Source organism: Dyadobacter flavalbus, assembly GCF_006149045.1.
Classification (GTDB): domain Bacteria; phylum Bacteroidota; class Bacteroidia; order Cytophagales; family Spirosomataceae; genus Dyadobacter; species Dyadobacter flavalbus.
Genome location: NZ_VBSN01000038.1, coordinates 64,446 through 83,677, shown reverse-complemented (window position 1 = coordinate 83,677; position 19,232 = coordinate 64,446). Strand labels below are relative to the sequence as shown.

Sequence of the window (19,232 nt, the reverse complement as noted above, 5' to 3'; positions counted from 1 at the left end):
GAAAGTATGATTCTGACAGGTTATGCTTCAAGTTCTTAACTTATAACAATTATACCAATCCGGCAATTTGCCGTCACATCAGTTATCATACTTCCCCTTTCTTTCAGGAACAGCAGCTGTTCATTCCTGTATCATTCGGCTGAACGCTGTTGCTTCGGAATAATAGGTTTCCAGTTCTTTGGCGCGGTGAGCCGCCGTATGAAACGCAAGTACTTTTTCCCGGGCACTGGCCGCAATCTGCTGTCTTTTCTCTTCGCTGATTTCTGTCAGATAACCCACTGTTTCTTCTCCGGATTTTGAAATCAGGATTTCTTTACCGGGTTCAAATATACTTTCAATGCCTTCCCAGTAATCGCTGATGATCGGTGTGTTGCAGGCTGCTGCTTCAAAAAGGCGGACACTTGGCGAATAACCGGCCCTGATCATATCGTCACGCGTTATGTTCATCGTAAAACGCTGGCTGTTATAGAACTTGCGGTGTTCCGAGGGAGGCAAATGCTCAATTCTTTCCACATTGGAAGGCCATTCAATATCTGCCGGATACTGCGGCCCGGCTACCACAAACCGGCCTTTTTGAAAACGTTCTGCTGCATGAAGCATCAGTTTTGTCAATGGCGGCTGCCGGTCTGTACTGTAAGTTCCCAGATAACCCAGATCCCATTGTTTTTCCTGTTCTTCAGGAAAGTAAAGTTCAGGGTCAAAGGAGCAGTAAAACGGCCTGGCCATCGGTGATCCGTACTGTTCTTCAAGCCGTTTCAAGGTTGGTCCGCCTGTAAAGCTCAGATAAATATGGTACATCGGGATCAGGTCCGGATGCAGGTATTCAAAATCATTTTTTTCTATTTTCGCCAGTGTAACCGGCGTATCAATATCATAAAATGCCGTAATTCCCTCCGCCGTTTCCACTACGAAATGGCCGACCGCAACACCTTCCGGAACATAAGACCCGACAATAACCAGATCTGCCGTCCGGATCATTTCCGAATGTTGTTCCCGAAGTTCATCCTGGTCGCTGTAAAGAATAGTATTGCAGTAAGAGAAATCTTTCAGGTCGCGGTTCGATGCATACCACGGGACGTCTCTTTCCAGAAAAGTAACATTATGCCCGTTCTTGTGCAGTTCCCGGATCAGACCCCGAAAAGTCGTGGCATGTCCGTTTCCCCACGATGAAGTAATGGACAATCCAAGAAAAACGATATTCAGGTTATTTTTCATAAAACGGCTTTGGTATCAACAAATTCGGACTGAAGGATAATATCAAGTTCTGCTGCACGGTGCGTATAGGTATGCTTTTCCAGTACTTTTTCCAAGGCCGCCTGACCAATATGAAGCGCTTTCTCCGGATCAAGGGCCGATAACAGATCTTTTACCTCCTCACCGCTTCTTGCCACCAGAATTTCCCTGCCCGGCTCAAAAAAGAACTCGATGCCTTCCCAGTAATCGGTTATGATGCAGGCACCGGCTCCGGCTGCTTCAAAAACGCGGGTTGCAGGCGAAAAACCGTATTTGGCCATGCTGTCGCGGCTGATGTTCAGGACGGCTTTCGGAGAGCAGTTCAGCGCATTATGATCTTTTGTAAATACGTGCCCGATGTAGTTGATATTCCCGGTCATGGGTTTGTCATGCCATCCGTTTCCGCCCAGAATGAATCTTTGATCCGGCATGTCTGCGGCTACTTTCAGGAAAAAATCCTCAACCCTTTTCTCACGGTCCGGCAACCGGTTTCCGAGAAAAACAAGGTCGGCATCAAACCGGCTGTCTTTTTCTACCGGATGGTGCGTGGAAGGGTCAAGTGCATTATAGATCGGGTAACATTTTTTTGCGCCAAGAGCGGTATAGGCATTGATGACCGGATCACCGCCGCCGTAAGTAAGCACCAGATCATATTTCGGGATCAGTTCTTTAAAATAATCTCCATCGTTCGTATGCACCCTGTCCAGCGTTGCAGGCGCATCCACATCCCAGAAAATAACAAATTTGCCTGCATCTTTCAATTTAACAACTTCCATTTCCAGCAACTCATCGAATACACCGACCCCGCTTGTCTTGATAATCACATCAGCATCCATCGCATCATGGAGCACCCTGAAAACATCTGTTTCGGAAGGCTGGTAAACAACAATCCGCGCCCATTCCGGATCGGCCATATCGCGGTTTTTCTGACGGTCATAAGCATCCGGTTCATAAAACGTAATGGTATGTCCTCTTTCATTCATAGCCCGGATAATGCCTCGGTAATAAGTGGCCGCGCCGTTCCAGTAAGCGGAAACCAGGCTGGATCCAAAGAATGCAAACTTCATGATAAAGTGTTTTGGTTAATGTTGTTTACGCCTAATTCTTCACAGATTCCGTACAGTTCGTCGGTTCGGTGTGCGCATGTATGTTTAGCAAGAATCGTTTCCAGTGCATGCTCCGTCATTTCTTTTACAAAATGGTCGTTCGTCAGCACCTTGTCAATCCAGTATTTCATTTCTTCCTTGTTTTTGGCAAATACGAAATCCTCGCCCGGCGTAAACAGGTTTTCCGTATCGTTCCAGGGCGCTGAAATCAGCGGAATGCCGCAAGCCATGGCTTCAAACGGCCGTATGGTCGGGATTCCGGGCAGTGATTTTACATAAGGTCCCCGCGGCACGTGTGCCGTAAAGCGGTATTTAGCAAAAACTTCGGGTGCCTTGAAATTCGGCAGCCATCCGGCATACTCGATGCCTGCATCTGCAAGTGCTTCCCTGGCATGATCGGGATAGCGAACGCCGTAAATTTTTGCTTTCAGTCCGAGTTCTTTGACCGGCTCAATGATGAATTCAAAAAGTTCTTTGGTCCTTTCCTCATCGCCCCAGTTTCCTACCCAGACAAAATCACCTTCGTATCCTGAATTTGCAACCGGATGAAATATATTGGTATCCGCCGCTTCGTGCCAAGTCCAGGCTCTGCTCGTCCATTTTTCCTTCAGATAAATATCCCGGATTACGCCGCCGAACGCCAGCACACCGTCATACTGACTGATATCGTAAGCGCCCATGCTTTCTTTTTCAGTTACAGCGCGGTGATGCGTATCGTGGAATAGCAATTTGAATGCATATTTCTTTTTCTTTTCCCCGATGGATTTTACCAGCGCATGATCGTTCCATTCATGCACAAGGACAAGGTCTGCATCTTTCAGAACCTCATCCAGATCAAGCGCTGCCGGATCGTATTGAATGCTACTTAATAGCGGATAATATTTGTAAAGTTCATTTACCGCTTCCTGTCCGTAATCTGCCATCAGATTCTGCAGACTCCAAGCATCTTTCGGTTCGTATATTTTTACGCTGTTGCCTCTTTTGATAAGTTCCGTGGCAACACCTCTTAAAAAATGGGCATTTCCGTGGTTCCAGTCCGACAGCAGGGAATGATAAAAAAGGACTATATTCATTTTAATGTATTTTTTTCCGGTACCGGTTGATTGTATTCCTGTATTAACTGGCGGTATAAATCCATATACTGTGAGGCCATACGCTGCGTGCTGTACTGCTTGGCATGGTTTTGCGCTTTCAAGGCCATGGTTTCAAGCTCATTCGGATCGTTCATCAGGTGATTGATTGCCCGGGCGAGTTCTTCCGCATCATCTGTATTAACAAAAACAGCATTATCCTGCCAGATTTCCCTGAGTGAAGGAATATCTCCCAGCACCAGCGCACATCCTGACAACGCAGCTTCCAGAACAGAAAGTCCGAACGGCTCGTATTTGGCAGGAAGCGCGTAAACACTAGCTGTGGAAAGTTCTTTTGCAATATGCACCGAACTCAGCTTGCCGAGATTACGTACTTTACTTTTGGAAAAATCCAGCATATTGTGCTGAAATTGGTTATCGCCGGCTATTTTAACCGGATGATTCAGATTGGAAGACGCCTGCATGAGCAACTGTACATTCTTCGCTTCATCCCAGATTCTGCCCATGCACATCACCGTTTCATCTTTTTCAGCGGAATACAAATGCGCAGCGTTTCTTGCATTGTAAATGACCGAATGACTTTGCTGTAATCCGTATATGTCATTTATTTCGGACATCATGGCCTGCGACGGTGCAACAATATGGTTCGCATGCAGCAGTCCGTTCCTGACTTTGGTAAAATATGTATGGCATTCAGCCGGCGGGTCCTGCTTTTTTACAGCTCTCCACCATGAATATACGTCACTGTGTGCAACGATCAGAACAGGCGCTTCCCAGTTCAGCGAACCGTACACATAGCCGTTCAGATGAATGATATCCGCCTGAACTGCTTCCTGCAGCGCCAGGAGATACGCTTCTGAATTGGAGATATCTTCCCACGGATCTTCCATCCATTCCAGCTGGAAATCCGTTTCGTAAACGGTTATGTTATTCAGTTCGCCGACTTCCTTTTGCTGCCACTCCTGCATCCTGGCGCCTAGCGTCACCAGATGAAAATGGATGTTGTACCCGGATAATGCCTTGCAAAGATCCATAGTGTACGTCCATACCCCGCCGACCGTGTCGGCGGTCATCAGGACTTTCAGCGGAGAAGCATGGTCAGCTGCGCCCATATATTTTGTCCAGTACAGCGGCAGAAGGCAGATATTGTTCAGCAGAAGCTTCGAATTCGGAACGGACCGATAATTGATCAATCCAGTTTACCAATGCCCTTCCGCCCCAGGCGTCCGGCGGACCTGCAAGCGTTTCCGACTTTGTGCCCCAGAAACGATAAGCGGCAAAATCATAGAACGAGCCATTCAGGTTTTTCATACTTACACCGCCATTCGTACCATAAAATGAAACTTCGATTACGGCTTCCTGTCCGGCCTGAAGATTCCAGCTGCATGCAAGCTGCGCATTAATATCATTGGCAAGTTCCATTGAAACGCTGGCAAAATCTTCCACTTCATTCTTTCCTTTTACCGAAACACCTTTGCTGTACAAGCTGCTGTTCACCTGCGTAACCTCCGGAAAATCCAGCGCATAAAGCATCAGATCGATCAGGTGAATGCCAAGATCCAGCACACATCCGCCGCCTGACTGCTTCATGTCATAAAACCACGGCTTGTCCGGACCGTATGCATTATGGAATTTAAGGTCAACAGCAAATATTTTTCCCAGCTCACCGGATTGTACCAAAGGAAGTATTTTCTGAAATGCCGTTGTATACCGGTACGAGAAATCAGCTCCAAGAAGTTTGTTTGCTTTTTTTGCAGCCTCGATGACAGCTGCGACTTCTGCCGCATTTCTACCCAGCGGTTTCTGGCAAAAAACGGCTTTGTTGTTTTCAAATGCCAGAACCGCCTGCTGCATGTGCAGCGCGCTTGGCGTGGCAATAACGACTGCATCTATTTTTGGATCGGCAACCACTTCTTCAAACGACAGGGCTGTTCTGGCACCCGGTGCCATTTTCAGTGCTTCCGAAATACAATCAGCAGAAGGATCGGACAGCATGTCTACGTTTGCAGTCCCGCTTTCAATGGCTGCCTGCATTCTGTTGCGGCCAATCCAGCCTACGCCGGCAAAGGCCAGCGCCGGTTTTGTTTTAGAAATTATATCCAATATGCTGAAATTATATTTGTACAAGTGCTTTCATGAATCCGTCCGGACGGGCAGATGTCATCTCAAATCCTCTGGATAACTGGTCTAACGGAAGTACGTCGGTATACAGAGAAGTCGGATCCATATCGCCGTTCAGTACAGCATCCACCGCCTTTTGCATACCGAGCAGATAACGTTCCGGCTTCCGCTCGTGTGCATTGATCACATCGATTCCCTTCCAGTTCCATTTCTGCATATTGACCTGGCGAAGGCCGTCCTGATGGTAACCTGCAATAATCAGTCTTCCGCCTTCGGCTACAATTTCCGTAGCAATGTCAATGGCTTCCTGCTTACCGGTTGCTTCAATGACCCGGCCGCAGAATTCACCGCCGGTAATCTCGCTGATTTTATTGGCAACTTCCCACGTGCTCGTCAGAGGAATCACTTCATCTGCTCCGAATTGTTTCGCATAATCCAGTGAAAATGAGCGCTTGGAAACCGCTATCACTTTTGCGCCTTTTTTCTTGGCAAGCTGGCAAAGTAAAACACCCAGAAACCCCATTCCTATAATCGCAACGGTGTCTCCGGCCGAAATGTCGCTTCGTTCAAAAATATTCATGGCACATCCCAGCGGCTCACCGGGAAAAGGGTTATTGCCGAGTGCGGAAGGAAGTTTTACAACGGCACCTACTGATGCCGTATCGTATTCTGCATAAGCCTTGCCGGAAAGAAATGCAACACGGTCGCCACTGACCAGATTTGTCACTTTATCGCCGACTGCATCTACAATTCCCCAGCCTTCATGTCCGGGAGAACCGGCAGTGACAGGATAGGAAAACCATTCTCTGCCTTCCCATAACGGCAGGCTTGAAGCACATATCCCGCAGCCCTCCACCTTGATCCTTACTTCATCTTCACTTATCTCAGGAACTTCCACTTTTTGCAATTCAAAGAATCCTGGCTTTGTCAGTACTGCTGCAATCATTAAAAAACGGGTTTAAAAAACAGGCTGCTTCCTTGCAATTTCAGAATGTCCCGTACTTTTCAGTTCGGGAGAGATTGCATTTTCCTGCAACCATTCAATTAATTTTTCCACACCTTCCAGCGGACTCACAACCGGGTTCCAGCCGGTAACAGCCTGAAATTTGTTAAAGTCGGAAACATAGTATTTCTGATCGCTGGAACGCCATTCTTCCAGTCTTACTTCCGGCCTTTCACCCGAAACCATGCTGATCATTTCAATCAGTTCCAAAAGGCTCACCGTATTTTCAGGACCGCCGCCAATGTTGTAAGCGTTTCCGGAAATGGCATTTATATTTTCCTCGGCCAGTAAAAACGCATTGACAAGATCATCTACAAACAAAATATCCCTTACCTGCTTGCCATCACCGTACAAGGTTATAGGCTTATCTTTCAGGGCCTGAATCAGGAAATGCGCCACCCAGCCCTGATCTTCGGTTCCGAACTGGTGCGGGCCGTAAATGCAGCTCATGCGGAACACAACACTTTTGATCCCGAATGTACGTGCATAATCCAGAATGTACTGATCGGCAACACCTTTGGTACAGCCGTACGGGCTGTGAAAATCAAGATTTCTTTCCTCACTGATGCCGTTTGCCATGACCATCAGGTTGGACGGATAATAACGCGATTCATTTGACAACATGCCAAGATCGTGCAGATCGCCGTATACCTTGTTGGTAGAAGTAAAAATAATGGACGGCTGATGGCTTGTATTCCGGATGGCTTCCAGCAGGTTGAGCGTACCCAGTGCATTGACTTCAAAGTCGTGGTAAGGGTCGGTCAGACTGGAAGTTACGGCAACCTGTGCAGCAAAATGATAGATATGCGAAGCGTTCTGAACGGCTTGTCTTACCGCATTTTTATCCCGGATATCCGCAACCATCACGTACAGGTTTTCCGAATATTTTTCACGCAGCCAGAAAAGGTTGTTTTCAACGCCGGCCCTGGACAGGTTATCGAATATCAGAACCGGTTTACCCTGACTTAAAATTTTATCTGCAAGGTTGATCCCGACAAAACCGGCCCCGCCTGTAATCAGCGTATAGTTTTCCGTGAAGCTGTTTTCTTCCAGCGGACGCGTCATCCATTCGTAGTTGCTTATACCGGATAATCCTTTTGTAGAAAGTAGTGTATACAGTAGTTTCGGCGAGCCGTTCGGATTTTTCATGCCAAACGCATATTCCCTTTCATCCAGATGAAAGCGGTCCACGGCAGGAAGTTCAGCAGACAGGTCTTCCAGACTGTACCAGTACATTCTTTCTGCATCTGCTTCCAGAGCATTAATAAATTCCTTAACCTGCTTTCTTTCATTTTTCTGCCACGTGGAAAAACCCGCTTCGGTGATCCAGATTTTGGCCGGAGACTGATGTTCATCGAGCACGTTTTGAACCTTGCTGATTTCGGCACTCCACCCTTCCCAGTTGCTGTCAAAAACATCCGGAAAACCATGAACGCCCACCACATCAATATGTTCCATCAAACCCTTTCTGAACATTTCCCGAAGCCAGTTGGCATCAATCGGGCTCATGCCGCCCAGAACGGTTTTCTTTCCTTTCTGCCTGCTCCAGTTCGCGGCAGAACCGACCATTTCACAGAAAGTATCCCATTGCGGGTCCAGCGTGAAATCGTATTCAGCCATGTTGTTCGGCTCGTTCCAGAGTTCTATATAGTCAAAATACTGACCGTATTCTGTAATAATTGTATCTACAAAATCAGCAAAGTCCTTGGGATTTTGCGGGGGTGCAGACGATTTCGGCTTTACTGCAATGGACGGCGGTGTATAAAGGATACATGGAAGGACTTGCAACTGATCGCCAAGCGTAGCAAAAAGCCAGTCGTACCATGCTTTTCCTTCAGGTAAATGCCAGTCTGCCCAGGAAACGTTTGTACGAATATGCGTAACACCCAACTTCTGAAAATCTTCCACTACCCTCTCTACTTCCCGGTGCTGATTGATATGAAACCATTGTACTATTCCGACACTATTTGCATGTTCCATATCTTTTCTATTCAAGGAGATATCCTGCACCATGTTTACGTTACATGTTTATATGAGAAGATAATACTATACTGTAAGTCCTCTTGTTACTAATTCATTTTTCGCTTCCGCTACCCTGTCCTCTGCGGTCTGGCCTTCCAGCCATGTAGCCAGTTCCACAAGTCCTTCTTCCAGGGTAATTTTAGGCTGATAGCCCAAAATCCGTTTTGCTTTGGAAATATCTGCAAAGCAGTGACGTATATCTCCAACGCGGTATTTACCGGAAATTTCAAAATCTAAATGCTCTTTACCAAGCACTCGGGCCATTTTTTCTGCAATTTCAACGATTGTATAAGCATTTCCGCTGCCAACGTTGAACGATTCATAATCAGCCTCGGGCGTTTCGAGCGCCAGTCTTGAAGCCTGCGCAATATCCAGCACGCTTACAAAGTCGCGCTGCTGATGTCCGTCTTCAAAAATCATCGGTGCGTTTCCGTTCAGCATTCGGGATGCGAAAATGGCGAGTACGCCCGTATACGGATTGGATAGTGCCTGGCTTGTGCCATACACGTTGAAGAAGCGAAGTGCAACAGTCGGAATATTGTATGCTTTGCCGATCAGCAGGCACATTCTTTCCTGGTCATATTTTGACAATGCATAAACGGAAGCCAGAGAAGGATTTTTCGTTTCGGGAGTCGGATACGGATTCAGGACATTTCCGTCTTCCCCGTACACTTCCCAGTTACCGGCTTTCAGCTGACCGAGCTTGCGTTCCATGCCCGCGCTGATATTCCCTTTGCTGTCTTTGTAAAGTCCTTCGCCATAAATACTCATGCTGCTTGCAACAACGAGTTTTTCAACAGGATTTTCGATCAGTGCTTCCAGCAAAACAGCGGTTCCGGTATTGTTTACATCGGTATACTCGCGTACCTGATACATGCTCTGACCAACACCAACCATGGCAGCATAATGATAAACGGCATCCACTCCTTTCAACGCTTGTTTCACCTTGTCAGGATCACGGACATCTCCGACGATCAGTTCCACTTCCGGATTCAGGTATTCCGGCCGGACGCAGTCTTTGCCATGAACCTGTGCATTTAAATTATCTAACGCCCTCACATTGTATCCCTTATCCAAAAGTTCATTTGCTAGATGAGAACCTATGAACCCAGCGCCTCCTGTTATTAGAACTGTTTTGCCCATATTTTGAGTTTAGTATAGCGGAAGATATAAAAAAAACTGTTCCATTCGTATAATGATCAAAATAAAGCATCAAAGCGGCCGGAGATCACTATATGTACTTCATTAACGTATATACCAGCTTTGTACCTCCCGGTTCGGACTTCCGGATTTTGACCGGCCGCAATTTTGGAAATCTGCAAAAATCAAAACCGTTGCCGCGAGCTATGTAGATCAAGAAGATAGGTAAATAGATGCTTCCGGAAATACAATTTTTTTTCAAAAAATCTGTTACCGGCAAAATCCGGATTTTCAGGTAAGCAGAATGGCTTATTTTCCGGTTGCAGATCCATCATGCAGTTTCAGTATGTAGAGAACATACCTCCATCCAACCGATAGTGTAGAGAATTTACCACAAGGCAACAATAAGATATTGCACTCCGGAATCCGGAATGTGTTCTTTTGGGGCAATATGACCGTCCTAGATTTTTTGCATTTATATCTTTTAGGCAGGTGCCACAGACAGCTGAAAATAATTTTATTGTACTGCTATCATAAATAAAAAGAACATACCAACATTTACCTGTTGCTCCCGGCGCGTTCTGGCATGAAAGTAAACAAAGCAGGCAACTTACATCTGAATATATGAATGATACCAACCATAAAGAAGCAGCATCGGGAACTGGGCCGGAAATGGGCATTGTAGTAAGGAACATCAATGCGCTGCTGGAACGCAGCCTGGAAGAAGAAAGACAGAAAACGTGGAAAGACAAAATTGCGGATACCATAACCGGCTTTACAGGAAGTATGCAATTTGTTTACATTCACTTGATTATGTTCACCATATGGATCATATGGAACCTTGAATGGCTCGGGTTAAAGCCTTTTGACCCTTCTTTCGTAGTACTTGCCATGTTTGCTTCGGTGGAGGCCATTTTCCTGTCGACATTCGTACTCATCAGCCAGAACCGGATGAACGCTCAGGCAGACAAACGGGCTGATCTGAACCTTCAGGTCAATCTGCTGGCGGAACATGAAATTACCCGGCTTATCCAGCTGGTTACGGCCATGGCTAAAAAAATGGACATTGCAGAGGCAAATGATGCCGAAATCGATTTTCTTGCCAAGGACGTTCAGCCGGAAAAAGTGCTGGATACGATGGAAAGCCACAACCGCAAAATGCAGGACAAGAAGGAATCCGAAAAATAAACTGTTCCGGAAATTCAGGTACATAGCCTGTCAGATCACCAGTTCGCCCGTGTAATTAACCAGCCGGATGGCCGCCGTTCCGTAACCGATTTCGATGATACTGACCGAAGCCGGACTGATTTCCACACGATGGAAAAGGTCGAGGTGCGTTCCGGTGTAATAGGCAACGGCAGATTTGATCATATCGGCATGACTTACAATGGCAACGGTTTCATCGGGATGGCGGCTGCAGAGTTTTTCGATGCCCGCGATCATACGCATCTGTGCTTCGGGCATGGACTCTCCGCCGGGAACGCGTGTAAAGCTCCTGAAAGAATTAAACTGCTTGAATTGAGAAAGTTCATCCAGTTCTTTAAAGGTTTTGAAAGTCCATTCACCAAAATTGATTTCCAGAAAATCTTCGCAGATTATCGTTTCCAGTCCCAGGATTTTTGAAATGGGTTCTGCCGTCTCGACGGCACGTTCCAGCGGGCTGCTGTAAATGGCATGGATCTTCATTCCTTCCAGTTGGCCGGCCAGTTTCAGGGCCTGCCTCCGGCCTTCTTCATTCAGGTGTACACCGGCCCTGCGGCCGCTCAGGCGCACGCCAACGGTGTCATTCGTTGCATGACGGATCAGCAGAATTTTGGTCATAAAAGTAGTATATCGTTCGGTTTACCCGATTTTTCAGCATTTCAGGAAGTAAATGCGCTTATTGATCAGGCATTCTATTTTAAAGAAAATTTCAGGAAACAAGGAATAAAGAATATATTGTCAGAACATAATCATGCCGCTTTCTGCTGTAAACGTTGTGCCCGAATGGCCTGATGAACTCATTTCGGCTTTCAGGAACTGATTATATACCATAAGGCCGGCCAAGGCCCGGCAGGAACTATACCTATGCAATTTAAATCTGAGAATAAAGGAATGGATGTATTAAAAGTCGGGGTGCTTACCTTTCACCGCTGCATCAATTATGGAAGTTACTGGCAGGCACGCTGCCTTGCCGAAGGGATTCAGGCGCGCGGACACCATGCCTCCATTATCGATCATGATTCAAGAAGAATAAACCTGGCGGAATGGAAATGTGCCATGCAACCCGTGCTGCCTACGCATGTTCCGGAAACAGACCATCCGGTGTACCGTGAAAAAATCGAAAAGTTTTTCGCGCTTTTTGAGTCATTGCCGCTTTCCAAAAGGTTTGACATTGACAAGCCGGAGGACATGGAAAATTATGACATTGTAGTCGTCGGCAGCGATGAAGTCTGGAATCTGTATCATCCGTGGTTTGGCGGAAATCCGCTATTTTACGGAGACGGCCTTCGTACACAGCAACTTATATCCTACGCGGCAAGCTATGGAAATTACCCGGCTTCATACGGCCTGGAAGAAAGCTGGGCTGAACGGCTTCGGAATTTTGACAGCATTTCGGTGCGAGATGAAAACTCGTGGACCATTGTGAAAAACGCCATCGGCATGGAACCCGAGATCGTTCTGGACCCTTGCCTGCAGTTTAAAATAAATCCCGACGAACGCGAAAGCAAATACTGGGAAAACCCATATATCGCATTGTATGGCCACAATTTCACCGTATCTTTTATCCGTAAAATCAGGCAGTATGCGGACAGCAGAAAACTTCCGCTGGTAAGCATCGGTTACCGCAACGACTGGGCGGATGAACAATGGATCAATGCTGACCCGCATGATTTTGCACAATTTATAGCACGCTCGGAAGCCGTTGCCACCAACTTTTTTCACGGCTGCGTGTTCGCAATCCGGAATGAAAAACCGTTTGTCTGTGAATCTTCTTCATACAGAAGCTTCAAGGTTCAGGGCCTTATGTCCAAGCTGGGCGGTGAACAACATCTGATCAGTGACGAAATCCCGGCAGCAGTCGTTAACAATCTGTTAAGCCAGCCTTTGAGTCCGGTCATTTCCCAAACCATAAAACGCCTTCGCATTTCATCAAACAGATACCTTGATGAAGCACTCAAAATCAAACAGTTAAAGAATGAATCAGTTGCTTAGTCCTGAGGATATTGTCAGTTCAGGTTTGTGTATAGGATGTGGCAGCTGCGCAGCGCAGGAAACTTCGGAGAAAGTAAAAATGCAGTTTGACGCACTTGGCCAGTTGAAGCCGAATGGTCCGAAAGACTGGTACCAGCGACGTTCCGAAACATTTACGCGGACGTGCCCGTTTTCCTATGGCGCTGCAAACGAAAATGAAATTGCCGCTGAACGTTATGCGGATACAGCACAAAAAAGCGCCGAACTGGGCCGTTTCCAGAATGCGTATGTAGGCCATGTGGCTGAAAATAACTTCCGGACACTCGGAAGTTCCGGCGGCATGGTGAGCTGGGTTGCGGCAGAGCTGATGCGCAAAGGACTGATCGATGGCGTGGCACATGTTGTGGCCGAAAACGACCCGCAAACCAACAACCGTTACTTTCATTATACCATTTCCAGAAGCGAGACTGAAATCCTAGCAGGTGCCAAGTCAAGGTATTATCCCATAGAACTTTCCGGTGTTCTGGACCTGATCCGCAAGACGCCGGGCCGGTATGCTGTCGTCGGAATTCCCTGCTTTATAAAAGCAATCCATTTGCTGCGGCGTGAAGATCCGCTTATCCGTGAACGTATTCCTTTTACGCTGGGACTTTTCTGCGGACATATGAAAAGCGCCCGGTTCGTCGAAAGTTTTGCCTGGCAAATGGATGTGCCGTCCGCTGAAATCGAGCGTGTGGATTACCGGTACAAGCATCCCGACCGCCCGGCAAACCTGTACAATGCCATGCTTACCCTGCGTGACGGGCGCGTAGTAAACAAGGATTGGTGGCATCTTGCGGATGGAGACTGGGGTGCAGGATTTTTTATGAACCATGCGTGTAATTTCTGCGATGACGTTGTTGCCGAAACCGCTGATATCTCCTTTGGCGATGCCTGGGTAGAACCTTATTCATCCGACGGAAGAGGAACGAATGTCGCCGTTGTACGCTCTTTGGCTATCGAAGAAATGATACAGCAGGCCATTGCTGAAAAACGCCTTCAGCTGGAATCGGTCAGCGGTGAATTTGTAGCACAGACGCAGGCTGCGGGCTTTCGTCAGCGCCGTGAAGGGCTGGCATACCGGCTTACATGGGCTTCGGGACGTTCCAAAACGAAAAAGCGTGTGGCTCCGGACTCGCAATCCCCTACCCCGCAGCGCAAGCTGATTTACCGGACGCGCTATTATATTTCCTTATGGAGCAACCGGATTTTCAGCTATGCACGCAAGGTAAAAAAACCATCGGTTTATCTGAACTGGGCACGGACTGTTGCAGCTGTTTACCACGGACTTGCATACCATCAGGGCAAATTTAGCGAAATAAAAAAACGCTATATCCAATTAAAAGGTTAACAAAAGCGGAGCAGTGCCATTTTCATCAATGACTGCTGCTCCGCTCTTCAAGTTCTGCAGCAACACGATCTATTACGGATTTCCACTCGCCGGCTTTTTCCTGACGGAACAGCCGCATGGTCGGGTACCATACACTTTCGTTCGGATGCTTCATCCAGCGCCAGTCCGCATCGGCATGAAGCAGGTTCCAGACGGGAACGCCCAGAGCGCCGGCCAGATGTACAGGCATGGAATCAACCGAAATCATCAGATCGAGATTTTTGATAACACCCGCATAAGTATTCACATCAAATTCGCCGGGATGAATACCGTAGCCGGGTTTCCAGCCAGCTGATTCGGCACCCGCCTGAAGAATGTAAATATCCGTTTTTTCAATTCCAAACAAAGGAATCAGTTCATCAAATGGAACGCTTCGCCTTGCATCCCAGTCGCCTGCCCGCCAGACCAGGCCAACTTTCAAATTCCCTGAATTACCGGATAGTGAAATTGGATCAGCATGCAAATACGGCACCTGCGCAGGCAGCGTTTCAAGCGTTGTCCGGAATACATGTGGCAGTTCCATAATTTCCACATCCACGTCATATTCTGCATCCGGGCTGCTGTCGTGCAACGGTAACAGCTGATCAATGCCCGGAACGGTTTTCAGCAGCGGAAGCAACGGAGCCTGCGCCCAGACGATAACCTCACCGGCAATTTCTTTCAGCAAAGGGATGTAACGTATGAATTGGATGGTATCGCCAAGGCCGTGATAGCAGCGGACCAGAACCCGTTTGCCCGCGAGCGGCGTTCCGTCCCAGATGTATTGCAAGTGCCTCGGCCAGTGCCAGCATGGCTTTCCGGCACGCTCTTCCACGGCACGGTCGCTCAGCTTCCATACTTCTTCCAATTCGCCGTTACGCATATGCTGCATCCACAAATCCGCCGGTTCTTTTTCAGTTACGGTACTCATTTAAAAAGTGATTATTCAGCTGCAAGAAATCCGCTGCCGACAAGAAGTAAACGTATGATTGTAACTTTAAATAAGGATGGCTCAGATCTTTTACAATCCAAGCCATACAAATGCAATGCTTAGGCATATCTGCGCATCATTTCCACGCAGAAGTCCGCGAACTCTGAAATGTTTTGCGGCGGGCTGGTATGATGCGGCTGAATTCCTTTCGCTTCCGGTGTAAAACAGAAGGTCACCGTCAGGTCAAATTCTTCAAGCGATTTCATCATATGGTCAAACCACTGGTGCGCGTTCGGACGAAGGTAATCGGCCCAGCTTAAACCCGTACGCAGCTTTTTGACACCCAGTTTTCTTAACCACTGAATGGCTGGCTCCAACCTTTCATCTTCAAAATGAAACCACTGGCAAATGCCGAATTCCGGTGTAAAGTCAGAAAAATGCTTGAGAGCGAGTTTCGGAGACCCGTCCTCACGCAGTAATCCCATATAGAAATGGCGGTAATACGAAGAACCTTCGGCTTCACGGTGCCGGGTTGTGGCTTCCCATGCTTTCGGCAAATCGTAAAGGCTGTACCAGTGCACGCGCTGAACCCTTCCCGAAAGCAGCTCAGCAGTACGGCGCAGGCCGAATTCCTGTACTTCTTCCGCGCCGAAAGTGGAAATACCAACTTCCGTAACCCAGATCGGCAGGTTGGTAACTGCTTCTATTTCTGCAATTTTATCCGGCCAGTGATTAATTTGCCAGTGGTTCCAGTCGAGCGGAAAACCGTGTACGGCAACGGCATCAATATCGGCCAATGCACCGCGGCTTTCCAGCTTTGTAATGAACAGCGGATCAATCGGGGAAATGCCGCCGAGTACCCTTGTAATCCCCGGATTTTCAGCTCTGACGGCCTGAGCCGCCGTTTTTACCATTTCTGAAAAAATTACCCAGTCTTTATCAATTTCAAAATCCCAATGTGACTTGTTGTTCGGCTCGTTCCAGAATTTTACTGCTTCTATCATATATTATTTTACTAGTTTTTTTTAACTGGATAAACGGCACGATCCTGATTGTCTGTAAGTTCGCCGCGACGGCAAATGTAAACTTCCGGTTCCGGATGCATGGTGATTTCAAAGCCTGCACTGCGCAGCATGGCTTCAGCTCCGGCCCGGTTGGGTATCCACCAGTTGGTCGGGTCCTGCGAATAACGGTGCTCGATGAAGTACATCTGCGGAAAATTCGGATTGCTGAAAATGTCAGTTTCCTGAAAGTTATAGTCCGGCTTAACGGGTTCAACTTCATTGCTCCCGCGCTGCATGGATTGAAATATCAGCATGTCTTTCACTACATTTTCATACAAAAGATCAAGCGCAAGAAGCGGGTGACGAAGATGATAAAGCACACCCATGAAAATCACCACGTCGAACTTTTCACCCAGGCTGCCGACTTCATAGACGGACATATTCCTGAATTCGATGTCAAAACCCAGCGTAGAAGCTGCATAGCGCGCCTGTGCAAGGTATTTTTCGTCCGAATCAATGCCCAGAACCCGTTCGGCCCCGCGCTTTTTCATTTCAATGGAATAAAATCCCGCATTGCATCCGATGTCGAGTACGGTTTTTCCTTCGAGGTTTTCAGGAATGGCGTGTGCGAAGTTTTTGTATTTGAAATTGGGATAATCACCAAGAAAATGATCCGGTGCCGTTTTTACACCATTCAGATCGATATTATGAAACCACTTTCCGAGTTTACGGACATCTTCCTGTATTTGTTCTTTTGTCATTCGTTTAAATGAAGGTTTGGTTAATAATAAAAATCCTGATCCCGTACGTATAATGTAAACTGACGGAATACTTTCAATAAAATACATGCCAGTACACATTAGCGGCAAGGCATTTCAAGGCATTTTATACCCGGTCCGGTGATTTGGTTTTCTTCACTTCTTATTTTAAAAGCATGCAGATCCGGCAAAAGCAGGGGTTATCCGTCTGAAATGGTCGTGATCCCGACTGAAATTAAAATATTTATGACAAAAGTTATTTGCAGTTGCTGTGGCGTACTTTTTTAGTAAGGCGGCGCAAGAAAAACCCGGAACACACAGTTTGAATATGGCCGGAATTTCTATTAAAAAAATGATAATTGACCGATTGATAATTTGCATCAAAACAGTTAAATTTAACAGGTAAACTCAACGTTATGAATGCACACAGCAAATGGCCAGCCAGCCGTGACCTAAAATGCCTGTACGCAACAGAAGGCAACTCACTTTTCTCTTTTCGGAACCAACTTACTGATTCATTTACAACAATTCATGCATTTGTTTTAAATCAATTATACAGCAGTTCAACAGCAGAATCCGGATACTTGCATTTCGCACTTTTATTGCAGCCCGCCCCATTTACTCGCCTCAACCGCTGAGTGGCGCGCAGCTGTAATTTCATCCGTATTTCCGGTTTCAGAATCAGCATATGGCTTATCAATTAGCATTTAACATAATTTATCAACCTAAAATTTTTAAAGATATGTTTAAAGAAAACGAAGTGAGGCGTGCTGGCGAAAGAGGTTATATCAAGCCGCATTACGGAAATGTCAGCATGTTTGAAAGAATGAGGCTGGATAAAATTTACGAGGAAGCATCCGCCAGCAGGCCGGATTATCATCCCAAAAACCATCCGACACAAAAATTCACGACCAAATTCTGGGGAACGGTTGCGCTGCTCTGGATCGTGCTGATGGCCTTTGTATGGTACGTATTCCTGTAACAACTTTCATTTCCCGGCTGGCAAAACAAGGCTGCCACTGCAAAAGCCCGCTAACCAGTGGCGGCCCAAAAAACTTTTCAATATCAACTTTTCACATTTTACCAGTAACATTTCACAACAGACTTTCCACACGCGCAAGCATGTCCGGCAATTTTACGTGCGCATTATTGCAAAGCAGGATAATGGTTTTGTCTGCATCAATGTAACGAACGAAATATGTTGCATAACCCGGATTGTCGCCGTCGTGCCATACGACTTTACCCTTGATTTGATCTTCCCTGATTTTCCAGCCAAATCCGTAACTGGAAGTTGAATCGTTTTTCAATCGCGCTGGCGTAAAAGCTTCTTTCAATGTTTCCGGCTTTACCATTTTACCGGTGTAAAGCATGCGGTCCCATTTCAGCAGGTCCGCGGAAGTGGAACTTACACGTCCCGGACCTTTGCGGTTACCAAGCCAGATGGCGTAATTGAACTGCGGAAAAGAATCAGCCGCAACGTAACGCTGATGTTCGCTGACATAAAGATGCCCTTTTGCCAGATTCGGCAACTGTTGCTTTTCCGCATTGGTACGGATCGCCGTCTGTTTCATAGCCGCCGGCACAAACAGCTTTGCTTTACAATACTCAATAAAATCCTGACCGGAAACTTTTTCCGTTATACTCGCAAGCAGCATGTAACCCGTATTGCTGTAAAGGTACCGGGTGCCTGCCTCAAAAAGCACCGGCGGACGGTACTGAATCAGGTAAGCAATGTTATCCGCATTGCCGGCGATCTTTGATTTATCCCAATGCTGATCCATGATTTCCTGATAATCGGGCAAACCGGAAGTATGCGTCAGCAAATGCCGGATGGTAATGCCGGAATAAGGCAGACCGGGAATGTACTGTTCAATGGGATCGTCAAAAGACAGCTTGCCGGCATCTTTCAGCTGCATGATCGTCATGGCCGTAAATTGTTTCGAAAGCGAGGCCAGTTCAAAGATATCGGAAGTTTCAAGCGGCTCCCGGGTTTCAAAATTCTTGAATCCTTTTGCCTTGTGATAAAGGATTTTGCCTTTGTCGGCCACCAGCAGCACACCGCTGAAATCAGGAACGTCCGCCAGTATTTTATCCAGCTCCACTTCCCGGTTACGGGCAGCATTCGGCCTGCTGCTTTTACAGGCGCCCAGAAAAGCAGATGTAAAAATCATAATCGACAGGCATTTGAAAACAGAAATGCAAAAAGGAGATTCAGTCATTTTCAGAAAAGATAAAAAGTTC

Annotated in this window: 17 protein-coding genes; 4 read left to right on the top strand and 13 right to left on the bottom strand. The window is 46.9% G+C overall.

Annotated features, from left to right (window positions below):
• Window positions 1-120: 120 nt before the first annotated feature.
• The 8 genes from FEM33_RS12180 to FEM33_RS12145 form a co-directional block, all read right to left on the bottom strand.
• Window positions 121-1,215: a CgeB family protein gene (locus tag FEM33_RS12180; RefSeq protein WP_139012296.1), complete on the bottom strand. Its 1,095-nt coding sequence runs from the start codon at window positions 1,213-1,215 to the stop codon at window positions 121-123.
• Window positions 1,212-2,300 (bottom strand): CgeB family protein, encoded by a 1,089-nt coding sequence (locus FEM33_RS12175; RefSeq protein WP_139012295.1) that lies wholly within the window; start codon window positions 2,298-2,300, stop codon window positions 1,212-1,214. The genes FEM33_RS12180 and FEM33_RS12175 overlap by 4 nt, the downstream gene beginning before the upstream one ends.
• A complete protein-coding gene (locus tag FEM33_RS12170; protein WP_139012294.1) occupies window positions 2,297-3,412 on the bottom strand; it encodes a CgeB family protein in 1,116 nt (371 codons plus the stop codon). Before FEM33_RS12170 ends, FEM33_RS12175 begins: the two co-directional genes overlap by 4 nt.
• Window positions 3,409-4,542, bottom strand: coding sequence for a glycosyltransferase family 4 protein (locus FEM33_RS12165; protein ID WP_139012293.1), 1,134 nt, complete (start codon window positions 4,540-4,542; stop codon window positions 3,409-3,411). Before FEM33_RS12165 ends, FEM33_RS12170 begins: the two co-directional genes overlap by 4 nt.
• Window positions 4,529-5,533, bottom strand: coding sequence for a Gfo/Idh/MocA family protein (locus FEM33_RS12160; RefSeq protein WP_229214214.1), 1,005 nt, complete (start codon window positions 5,531-5,533; stop codon window positions 4,529-4,531). Before FEM33_RS12160 ends, FEM33_RS12165 begins: the two co-directional genes overlap by 14 nt.
• A gap of 10 nt (window positions 5,534-5,543) precedes the next feature.
• Window positions 5,544-6,497, bottom strand: coding sequence for an MDR/zinc-dependent alcohol dehydrogenase-like family protein (locus FEM33_RS12155; protein ID WP_139012292.1), 954 nt, complete (start codon window positions 6,495-6,497; stop codon window positions 5,544-5,546).
• Window positions 6,498-6,509: 12 nt separating this feature from the next.
• Complete coding sequence (locus FEM33_RS12150) at window positions 6,510-8,534, bottom strand: GDP-mannose 4,6-dehydratase (RefSeq protein ID WP_229214213.1); 2,025 nt, start codon at window positions 8,532-8,534, stop codon at window positions 6,510-6,512.
• Window positions 8,535-8,600: 66 nt separating this feature from the next.
• Window positions 8,601-9,719 (bottom strand): NAD-dependent epimerase/dehydratase family protein, encoded by a 1,119-nt coding sequence (locus FEM33_RS12145; protein ID WP_139012290.1) that lies wholly within the window; start codon window positions 9,717-9,719, stop codon window positions 8,601-8,603.
• A 621-nt stretch (window positions 9,720-10,340) separates the two neighbouring features.
• On the opposite strand from FEM33_RS12145, the gene FEM33_RS12140 reads away from it, so the two are divergent.
• Entirely contained in the window at window positions 10,341-10,904 is a 564-nt protein-coding gene (locus tag FEM33_RS12140) for a DUF1003 domain-containing protein (RefSeq protein ID WP_201747740.1), read from the top strand.
• 30 nt (window positions 10,905-10,934) lie between these two features.
• Here the strand turns inward: FEM33_RS12140 and FEM33_RS12135 are convergent, their stop codons facing one another.
• A complete protein-coding gene (locus tag FEM33_RS12135) occupies window positions 10,935-11,537 on the bottom strand; it encodes a histidine phosphatase family protein (protein WP_139012289.1) in 603 nt (200 codons plus the stop codon).
• A 273-nt stretch (window positions 11,538-11,810) separates the two neighbouring features.
• Between FEM33_RS12135 and FEM33_RS12130 the strand changes: the two genes are divergently transcribed.
• Together FEM33_RS12130 and FEM33_RS12125 are read left to right on the top strand one after the other, a co-directional pair.
• On the top strand, window positions 11,811-12,911 hold the full coding sequence (locus FEM33_RS12130; protein ID WP_139012288.1) for a polysaccharide pyruvyl transferase family protein: 1,101 nt from the start codon (window positions 11,811-11,813) through the stop codon (window positions 12,909-12,911).
• Entirely contained in the window at window positions 12,895-14,280 is a 1,386-nt protein-coding gene (locus FEM33_RS12125) for a Coenzyme F420 hydrogenase/dehydrogenase, beta subunit C-terminal domain (protein ID WP_201747739.1), read from the top strand. Before FEM33_RS12130 ends, FEM33_RS12125 begins: the two co-directional genes overlap by 17 nt.
• A gap of 25 nt (window positions 14,281-14,305) precedes the next feature.
• Here FEM33_RS12125 and FEM33_RS12120 read toward each other — a convergent pair whose 3' ends face one another.
• The 3 genes from FEM33_RS12120 to FEM33_RS12110 all read right to left on the bottom strand — a co-directional run bounded on the left by FEM33_RS12120 (window position 14,306) and on the right by FEM33_RS12110 (window position 16,994).
• The gene (locus FEM33_RS12120; protein ID WP_139012287.1) at window positions 14,306-15,229 is read right to left on the bottom strand and encodes a glycosyltransferase family protein; all 924 of its coding nucleotides are present in this window, start codon (window positions 15,227-15,229) and stop codon (window positions 14,306-14,308) included.
• 119 nt (window positions 15,230-15,348) lie between these two features.
• The gene (locus FEM33_RS12115; RefSeq protein ID WP_139012286.1) at window positions 15,349-16,233 is read right to left on the bottom strand and encodes a glycosyl hydrolase; all 885 of its coding nucleotides are present in this window, start codon (window positions 16,231-16,233) and stop codon (window positions 15,349-15,351) included.
• A gap of 11 nt (window positions 16,234-16,244) precedes the next feature.
• Complete coding sequence (locus tag FEM33_RS12110; protein ID WP_139012285.1) at window positions 16,245-16,994, bottom strand: TIGR04290 family methyltransferase; 750 nt, start codon at window positions 16,992-16,994, stop codon at window positions 16,245-16,247.
• Between the two features lie 739 nt (window positions 16,995-17,733).
• Here FEM33_RS12110 and FEM33_RS12105 point away from each other — a divergent pair.
• Window positions 17,734-17,973: a hypothetical protein gene (locus tag FEM33_RS12105; RefSeq protein ID WP_139012284.1), complete on the top strand. Its 240-nt coding sequence runs from the start codon at window positions 17,734-17,736 to the stop codon at window positions 17,971-17,973.
• A gap of 112 nt (window positions 17,974-18,085) precedes the next feature.
• Here FEM33_RS12105 and FEM33_RS12100 read toward each other — a convergent pair whose 3' ends face one another.
• Window positions 18,086-19,162, bottom strand: coding sequence for a serine hydrolase domain-containing protein (locus FEM33_RS12100; RefSeq protein ID WP_139012283.1), 1,077 nt, complete (start codon window positions 19,160-19,162; stop codon window positions 18,086-18,088).
• Window positions 19,163-19,232 lie beyond the last annotated feature (70 nt).

Coding starts and splice junctions, on each gene's coding strand:
- FEM33_RS12175 (WP_139012295.1), bottom strand. CDS start 2,300: ATGAAGTTTGCATTCTTTGGATCCAGCCTGGTTTCCGCTTACTGGAAC.
- FEM33_RS12110 (WP_139012285.1), bottom strand. CDS start 16,994: ATGACAAAAGAACAAATACAGGAAGATGTCCGTAAACTCGGAAAGTGG.
- FEM33_RS12165 (WP_139012293.1), bottom strand. CDS start 4,542: ATGGGCGCAGCTGACCATGCTTCTCCGCTGAAAGTCCTGATGACCGCC.
- FEM33_RS12125 (WP_201747739.1), top strand. CDS start 12,895: ATGAATCAGTTGCTTAGTCCTGAGGATATTGTCAGTTCAGGTTTGTGT.
- FEM33_RS12170 (WP_139012294.1), bottom strand. CDS start 3,412: ATGAATATAGTCCTTTTTTATCATTCCCTGCTGTCGGACTGGAACCAC.
- FEM33_RS12135 (WP_139012289.1), bottom strand. CDS start 11,537: ATGACCAAAATTCTGCTGATCCGTCATGCAACGAATGACACCGTTGGC.
- FEM33_RS12130 (WP_139012288.1), top strand. CDS start 11,811: ATGGATGTATTAAAAGTCGGGGTGCTTACCTTTCACCGCTGCATCAAT.
- FEM33_RS12150 (WP_229214213.1), bottom strand. CDS start 8,534: ATGGAACATGCAAATAGTGTCGGAATAGTACAATGGTTTCATATCAAT.
- FEM33_RS12180 (WP_139012296.1), bottom strand. CDS start 1,215: ATGAAAAATAACCTGAATATCGTTTTTCTTGGATTGTCCATTACTTCA.
- FEM33_RS12100 (WP_139012283.1), bottom strand. CDS start 19,162: ATGATTTTTACATCTGCTTTTCTGGGCGCCTGTAAAAGCAGCAGGCCG.
- FEM33_RS12140 (WP_201747740.1), top strand. CDS start 10,341: ATGAATGATACCAACCATAAAGAAGCAGCATCGGGAACTGGGCCGGAA.
- FEM33_RS12105 (WP_139012284.1), top strand. CDS start 17,734: ATGTTTAAAGAAAACGAAGTGAGGCGTGCTGGCGAAAGAGGTTATATC.
- FEM33_RS12120 (WP_139012287.1), bottom strand. CDS start 15,229: ATGAGTACCGTAACTGAAAAAGAACCGGCGGATTTGTGGATGCAGCAT.
- FEM33_RS12155 (WP_139012292.1), bottom strand. CDS start 6,497: ATGATTGCAGCAGTACTGACAAAGCCAGGATTCTTTGAATTGCAAAAA.
- FEM33_RS12145 (WP_139012290.1), bottom strand. CDS start 9,719: ATGGGCAAAACAGTTCTAATAACAGGAGGCGCTGGGTTCATAGGTTCT.
- FEM33_RS12115 (WP_139012286.1), bottom strand. CDS start 16,233: ATGATAGAAGCAGTAAAATTCTGGAACGAGCCGAACAACAAGTCACAT.